General features: G+C 39.1%; 5 protein-coding genes. 4 read left to right on the forward strand and 1 reads right to left on the reverse strand.

Annotated features, from left to right (window positions below; genetic code table 11):
* Positions 1–62: 62 nt before the first annotated feature.
* A complete protein-coding gene (dnaG, locus tag QZ135_RS23825) occupies positions 63–2,147 on the reverse strand; it encodes a DNA primase (protein ID WP_294615471.1) in 2,085 nt (694 codons plus the stop codon).
* A gap of 195 nt (positions 2,148–2,342) precedes the next feature.
* On the opposite strand from dnaG, the gene cas9 reads away from it, so the two are divergent.
* The 4 genes from cas9 to cas2 all read left to right on the forward strand — a co-directional run bounded on the left by cas9 (position 2,343) and on the right by cas2 (position 8,150).
* Positions 2,343–6,644: a type II CRISPR RNA-guided endonuclease Cas9 gene (cas9, locus tag QZ135_RS23830; RefSeq protein WP_294615474.1), complete on the forward strand. Its 4,302-nt coding sequence runs from the start codon at positions 2,343–2,345 to the stop codon at positions 6,642–6,644.
* Between the two features lie 61 nt (positions 6,645–6,705).
* A complete protein-coding gene (locus QZ135_RS23835; protein WP_294615476.1) occupies positions 6,706–6,846 on the forward strand; it encodes a hypothetical protein in 141 nt (46 codons plus the stop codon).
* Between the two features lie 40 nt (positions 6,847–6,886).
* Positions 6,887–7,816, forward strand: a complete 930-nt coding sequence (cas1, locus tag QZ135_RS23840; RefSeq protein ID WP_294615478.1) for a type II CRISPR-associated endonuclease Cas1 — start codon at positions 6,887–6,889, stop codon at positions 7,814–7,816.
* A 1-nt stretch (position 7,817) separates the two neighbouring features.
* Positions 7,818–8,150: a CRISPR-associated endonuclease Cas2 gene (gene cas2, locus QZ135_RS23845; RefSeq protein WP_294615480.1), complete on the forward strand. Its 333-nt coding sequence runs from the start codon at positions 7,818–7,820 to the stop codon at positions 8,148–8,150.
* Positions 8,151–8,319 lie beyond the last annotated feature (169 nt).

Below are 8,319 nucleotides of genomic sequence, written 5' to 3' on the forward strand. Positions count from 1 at the left end.
CTTCCATATGAATTTCTAATTTTAGAAGTGTCAACTTATTCAGTACACTACAGTAAGGTGATTTAACCGAGTACAACTCTGTCTCCCAATCGTTTGGCCATAATACTTTTGATCTCACGCAGTTCTGAGTAGCGTTTCATGATAGAGGTACATTGTTCTTCATCATTGGCTACGGCAGGATCTTGCAGGGCATACATCATGTGTTTCATTTCTTCACTGATGATGGCGAACTTGAAATTAATCATGAGTGTAGGTACCAATTCGAATAGGCGTTCCTCGTCGGTTACCAATCTTTGGGCTTTGGAATGATATTTGCTCAGTTGGTAGCGGTCTGCAATCAACTCTGTACTTAGTTTGCTGATGATAGGGTTGGGATGCGCCAGGAAATACCGTTCTGCGGTGAAGCCTTCATTATGTATATGCTCTGCCGCTTCCGTCAACATCTGCCTGTGCAACGGGTTGTGGAAAGCCAGTTCATCCTCTTTCAAGTCGTTGACCACGTATTCCGTTACCGTGACGGGAATTTCTTTCCCTTCCTCATCAGGAACTTTGCACAATACTTTCTCTCCGTAGCGTACTACCATTTGCAGGATAAGACGCTCGTATTTGTAGAATTCCTGTCCTTCTTTTCCTTCTTGCGGGATATAAGACACGTATTCGGCAGCTTCCGGTGGAAGCGGTGCACCGCCGTCAGGCGTATCTCCATCCATGGGATAAGGAGACATGTCTTCAGGGTAGGGTGGTTGAATACCGTCGGGAAGCGGCGCTTGCGCGGCATCGCGGGTAGCATTGTTCTTCCTTATTTCCCGGTTCCTTTGTTCCGCCTGCTTTTCCGCCTGCGTTTCGCGTCGTTTGGCAACTTCCGAAACCAGCAGCTTGTCTTCTACACGAAGCAACTGGCTGCATTCTTTAATATATACATCGCGGACAATCGCCTCTGGGATAATAGATATACTTTGTACGAGATTACCGATTAACTCCGCACGCTTGATGGGATCTTTTCCTGCGTCCTCCAGCAGAAGATTGGTTTTGAAACGTATAAAGTCCGTTTCATTCTCTTGTATGAATTTCTGGAACTCTGTAGCATTGTGCTTTCGGGCGAAGGAGTCCGGGTCTTCCCCGTCGGGGAGCAGACAAACCTTGATATTCATTCCTTCTTCCAGCAGCATGTCGATGCCACGGAGAGAAGCCTTGATACCTGCCACATCACCGTCATAGAGTACCGTAATGTTATTGGTGAAGCGGTGAATGAGCTTGATTTGCCCCGGAGTCAGTGCCGTTCCCGAAGAGGCAACCACATTCTCCACACCTGACTGGTGCATGGAAATAACGTCCGTGTATCCTTCCACCAGGAAGCAGCGATCTTGTTTCACAATCGCCTGTTTGGCAAAATAAATGCCATACAACTCATTACTCTTATGATAGATTTCCGATTCGGGAGAATTGACATATTTAACCTTGACTCCCTTCGTCGCACTGCTAAGCACGCGCCCGCCGAAAGCGACTACCTTACCGGAAAGTGTGTGCACCGGAAAAATAACACGTCCCCAAAAGCGGTCGCGCAAGCGGTGATCGTCCGTTTCGTAGCAAAGTCCTGTCTTGACAAGATATTCTTTCTTGAATCCTTTCTTGATGGCTTCCTGAGCCATGGCATCGTGACTTTCGGTGCAATAGCCTAACTGGAACTTTTCGATGATATCATCTCGGAAACCACGGTTGCGGAAGTATGCCATACCAATGCTGCGTCCGTCCACATGGTTTTTAAGTATATTTTGGAAGTAATCACGTGCAAAGTTATTCACGATGAACAGACTTTCACGTTCGCTCTGCATCAGCTTCTCTTCGCTGGACAGTTCGCGCTCCTTTATTTCGATACCGTATTTCTTTGCCAGATATTTCAGAGCTTCGGGGTAGCTCATCTGCTCGTGCTCCATAATGAAGTGCACCGCATTGCCACCTTTACCGCAGGAAAAGCATTTGCACAACCCTTTGGAAGGCGATACATAGAAAGATGGCGTCTTGTCATCATGGAACGGACACAAGCCTACATAGTTCACACCTCGTTTGCGCAACGTAACGAAGTCCGATACAATGTCTACAATCTGTGCGGCATCCAGAATTCTGTCTATGGTAGGTTGGTCTATCATTGGATAATTGTTTTTGCGAATGCAAAGATAAAAAAAAATCCCCCGTTGAGGACGAGGGAACCTAATGTTTTCACAACGGAATAATCCTTATTGTGATTTGCTTCATGTTAGTCTGGCAAATATATGAAATAAACTTGGAAAAACAATAGGATACAAAAAGTTTTTACTATATTTGACAAAACATCAAAATATATCATGAAAAAAGTATTAGGATTGGATTTAGGATGCAATAGCATTGGTTGGGCATTGGTCAATGAAGCGGAAAATGCTGAGGAAGTATCGTCTATTATCAAACTTGGTGTAAGAGTGAATCCTTTGACAGTGGATGAAATGCAAAATTTCGAAAAAGGAAAAAGTATTACCACGAATGCAGATAGAACTCTTAAACGAAGTATGCGTCGTAATTTGCAACGCTATAAATTGCGACGTGACACTCTCATTGAAGTATTGAAAGAGCACGGTTTCATAACAGATAGCACTTTACTTTCTGAACATGGTAATAAAACAACATTTGAAACATATCGTCTAAGAGCGAAAGCTGCAGTGGAAGAAGTTTCTTTAGAGGAGTTTGCTCGAGTGTTACTGATGATTAATAAGAAGCGTGGTTATAAAAGTAGCCGGAAAGCCAAAGGAAGTGAAGATGGCGTATTGATTGATGGTATGGATGTGGCCAGAAAACTTTATGAAGAAGATTTAACTCCAGGAGAGCTTTGCTTGCAAATGCTTGAAGCTGGTAAAAGGACATTGCCGGATTTTTATCGCTCTGATTTGCAAGATGAGTTTGATAGGATTTGGAATTTCCAAAAGCAATTTAATCCGGAATCGTTTTGTGATATTGCGAAAGAAGAGATAAGAAGCAAAAATAGGAGTCAGACTTGGGCTATTTTGGCAAAGTACTTTGTTTGGTCAGAGAAAGAAACTGTCTGGAATGAGGAAGAGGCAAGAACGGAAGAAATAGTGAAGGAATATAAACTTGTCGGTCTTAAGCGAGATACCAAGGGGAATGATTTAAAATTAGAAAATTATAGTTGGCGTGTGCAGGCTCTTTCTAAACAGTTGAATCCGGAGATTATAGCTATTGTATTGCAGGAAATCAATGGACAGATAAGTGCTTCTAGCGGTTATCTAGGTGCAATCAGTGATCGTAGTAAGCAGCTTTACTTCAATCGTCAGACGGTTGGACAGTATTTGATGTCTGAGTTGGAAAAAGATTCTAACGTAAGTTTGCGTAACCGAGTGTTCTATCGACAAGATTATTTAGATGAATTTGACAGGATATGGGAGAAACAGGCGGAGTTTCATGAGGAGTTGACTGCGAAACTGAAAAAAGAAATTCGTGACATCATTATTTTTTATCAACGTCGTCTAAAGAGTCAAAAAGGATTAATAAGTTTCTGCGAATTTGAGAAGCGAGAAGTTATAATAGAAAAGGATGGTAGAAAACAGAATAAGACAGTGGGCTGTCGGGTGATTCCCCGTTCGCATCCGTTATTCCAAGAGTTCAAAATATGGCAAACCTTGAATGATATTGAAGTTTTTGCGTGGGATAAACAGAATCAACGCAAGAAAGCGGATAAATCTTCTACATTGTTTGATAACTCGGAAGAGCCTTTGCTCGTAGAAGGAAAACGGTCTTTGTATCAGGAAGAAAAAGAATTGCTGGCTAAGGAACTTTTGGTAAAAGAGAGTATGAAAAAGGCTGAGGTTCTGAAACTGTTGTTCGGAAATTTCCAGGAACTGGATCTGAATTTTAAGCAGATTGATGGTAATCATACAGGATTCGCTCTTTTCTCAGCATACAGCAAGATGATTGAGAAGTATGGTTATGAACCTGTGGATTTTAAGAAATCTGCAGATGAGATTATAGAAAAGCTGGAAACCATATTCACTAATTTAGGATGGAATACAGAACTGCTTTCTATTGATTTGAGTAAAGAGGATAAAGAACTTGAGAGGCAGTCTTATTTCAGACTTTGGCATTTACTGTATTCTTTTGAGGGAGATAATACACCGACCGGGAATGGTAAGCTGCTTGAGAAGATTATGCAGCTTTGTGACGTGGAAAAAGAGTATGCTGTAGAACTTGCTAATGTGTCATTTCAAGAAGATTACGGAAGTCTGAGTGCAAAGGCTATTAAAAAGATACTACCTTATTTGAAAGAAGGTAATCAATATGACGTTGCATGTGACTATGCGGGGTATCGTCATTCCAAATCCTCATTGACCAAAGATGAAATAGAAAATAAGATATTGAAGGATAAATTGGAAATTCTCCCCAAGAATAGCCTGCGTAACCCTGTGGTTGAAAAGATTTTGAACCAAATGGTTAATCTGATTAATACAATCATTGATACCTACGGCAAACCTGATGAAATTCGTGTGGAACTGGCCCGTGAACTAAAGAAAAATGCTAAAGAACGAGAAGAATTAACAAAATCCATAGCACGAAATACTCGTGAACATGATGAAATCCGTCAGTTGCTGCGAACAGAATTTGGTATGATGAATGTTAGCCGTAATGATATTATACGTTATAAACTCTATGAAGAATTAAAGGATAACGGGTATAAGACTTTGTATTCTAATGAGTATATTCCGAGAGAAAAAATATTCAGTAAAGAGATTGATATTGAACACATCATTCCGCAAGCTCGTCTTTTCGATGATTCACTGTCTAATAAAACATTGGAATACAGGACTATCAATATAGAAAAAGGTAATAAGACGGCTTATGATTTTGTAAAAGAGAAATACGGAGATGATGGTTTGGAGAAGTTTCTCAATCGTTGCGAGGCCTTATTCAAGGATAAAAAGACAAAGCTCAGGAAATTAAAAATGGAAGAGAAAGATATTCAGGAAGGATTTATCGATCGAGATTTGCGGAATACGCAGTATATCTCCAAGAAAGCTCTCGCTATGTTGAATGAAATTAGTCGCAGGGTAGTGGCTACTACTGGGTCTATTACTGATAAGTTGCGTGAGGATTGGCAACTTGTGGATCTTATGAAAGAATTGAATCTGCCTAAATATGAAAAGCTTGGTATGGTAGAGATATTTGAGGACAAAGATGGAAGAAAAATAAAAAAAATAACGGACTGGACTAAAAGAAACGATCATAGACACCATGCAATGGATGCTCTGACGGTAGCTTTCACAAAAGATGTATTTATTCAATACTATAATAATAAGAATGCTGCTTGGATGCCCGTTTCCAAGGAACATGCTAATATAACAGGTATAAAGGCTCGTTACTTTGAAAATGGAAAGGCTCTTGCTCCCATGCCTTTAGCGCAATTTCGCGCCGAGGCGAAACGCCATTTGGAAAACTTATTGGTATCTATCAAGGCTAAAAATAAGGTAATTACTTCTAATGTAAACCGTACAAAGAAAAAAAATGGTGAAAACTGGAAACTGCAACAAACACCACGAGGACAGCTACATTTAGAAACTGTTTACGGAAGTCATCGGCAATATGCCACGAAAATAGAAAAGGTGAATGCTACTTTTGATGTTGCTAAGATTGCTACTGTAAGTAAGCTTGCTTACCGGAATGCTTTACTTAAACGTTTGGAGGCTTTTGGCAATGATCCGAAGAAAGCATTTACTGGTAAAAATACATTGGAAAAGAATCCGCTCTATCTTGATGAGAAACAAACGGAAATGGTTCCGGAAAAAGTACAGACGGTAGAGTTTGAAACAGTTTATACTATACGAAAGCCGATTGATCCCAATTTAAGTATAGATAAGGTGATAGATGTGAAAATTCGTAGTGTTTTGGAGAAAAGGCTAAAAGAGTATGGTGGAGATGCCAAAAAGGCATTCGTCAACTTGGATGAAAATCCAATATGGTTGAATGAAGCTAAAGGAATATCTATTAAACGTGTGAGTATTCGAGGAATTAGTAATGCTCAATCGCTGCATGAGAAGAAAGATAAAGACGGTAACTTGATTTTGGACAAAGAAGGAAGGAAAATTCCTGTGGATTTTGTGAATACCGGTAACAATCATCATGTGGCTGTCTATAAAAAGCCTGTCTTGGACAAAGTGGGACAGATAGTACTTGATGAAGAAGGTAATCCGAAGTATGAACTTGATGAAGTAGTGGTTTCTTTCTTTGATGCGGTGACACGGGCAAACCTTGGTCAACCTATTATAGATAAGGATTATAGAAGAAGTGAGGGATGGCAGTTTCTGTTTAGTATGAAGCAAAATGAATATTTTGTATTTCCCAATGAGAAGACAGGATTCAATCCTAAAGAGGTAGATTTATTGAATCCGGAGAATTATGCGATGATAAGTCCTAATTTGTTTAGGGTGCAAAAGTTTACTTATAAAAACTATGTTTTTAGACATCATTTGGAAACTACTATCAAAGATACAAGTTCAGCTCTAAAAGGCATAATATGGACTGATTTTCGTAGTTCAAAGGGATTAGATAAAATAGTGAAAGTTAGAGTTGATCATATTGGGCAAATTGTATCGCTAGGTGAGTATTAAAAATATAGGATAATGAATAATATTAGGTTATTTCAAATTAAGAAAACCCGTTCCGCGTGGAATGGAGAACAACAACAAAGGTATTGTAGCTGGAGTAGCTCATGAGCAAGCAGAGAAGGAGTTAGGAAGAAGCAATATATTTTTTCGAAACTTCTTAGCAAATTTAGAAAAAGGGAGAAAAAACGCTCCAATTGTCTTTTGAAGCGGATAGTGAGTAGTAGTAATTAAAAAAGTAGAATACTATGATTAAAAAAACGCTTTATTTCGGTAATCCTGTTTATTTATCTTTGAGGAATGCACAGTTGGTAATCAAATTGCCAGAGGTTGTGAAAAACGACACCTTGCCTGACGGCTTTAAACAACAATCAGAGGTAACTCAACCAATAGAGGATCTTGGTGTAGTAGTATTGGATAATAAGCAGATAACTATTACTTCAGGAGTATTAGAAGCGTTACTTGAAAACAATTGTGCTATCATAACTTGCGACAGTAAGAGTATGCCGGTTGGATTAATGCTTCCTTTATATGGAAACACGACACAAAATGAACGGTTTCGCCAACAGTTGGATGCCTCTCTTCCTCTGATAAAGCAGTTGTGGCAACAGACTGTAAGAATGAAGATTGAAAATCAAGCAGCTGTATTGAAAAAATGCGCAGGTGCAGAAGTAAAGTGTATGACTATATGGGCTGCTGATGTGAAAAGTGGAGACTCTGATAATCTCGAAGCTCGTGCAGCTGCCTATTATTGGAAAAATTTGTTTAAAATAAAAGGGTTTACAAGAGATAGGGAAGGAATTCCGCCTAATAATCTGTTAAATTATGGATATGCGATTCTAAGAGCTGTGGTTGCACGTGGACTAGTTGCCAGTGGACTTTTACCTACATTAGGAATACATCATCATAATAGATATAATGCTTATTGTCTGGCTGATGATATAATGGAGCCATATCGGCCCTATGTTGATGAGTTGGTTTATAAGATATTCCAAGAGGGGATGAATTGTGATGAACTGACGAAAGGTTTAAAAGCTCAGTTACTTACTATTCCTACACTAGAAGTTGTTATCTCTGGTAAACGTAGTCCTTTAATGGTTGCGGTGGGACAGACTACTGCATCTCTGTATAAATGCTTTAGTGGTGAACTGCGTAGAATATTATATCCGGAAATGTGAGATGAACCGATTTAGTGAATATCGTATTATGTGGGTACTTGTATTATTTGATTTGCCTACTGAAACAAAGAAGGATAAAAAAGCATATGTGGACTTTAAGAAAAATCTGCAGAAAGATGGCTTTACTATGTTTCAGTTTTCTATTTATGTTCGTCATTGTGCTAGTAGTGAGAATGCAGTAGTTCATATAAAAAGAGTTAAATCTTTCTTACCGGAGCATGGGCAGGTTGGAATTATGTGTATTACAGATAAGCAATTTGGAAATATAGAGTTATTTTATGGGAAAAAATCTTTGGATATAAATACTCCCGGTCAGCAATTAGAGCTTTTCTAGAAAAAGAAATCCCGCTTAAATGCGGGATTCTTAATTGAAAACAGTATCGTTTTTGTAATTCAAAAATAGTTTGTAACCAATTGTATATCAGTTTGTAATGTGGATCGTACTGTTTCCTATGGTTCAAAGATACTAAAATGAAAGCAAATCACAACAATTATGCCGGTGT

This window comes from uncultured Bacteroides sp., assembly GCF_905207245.1.
Lineage (GTDB): Bacteria > Bacteroidota > Bacteroidia > Bacteroidales > Bacteroidaceae > Bacteroides.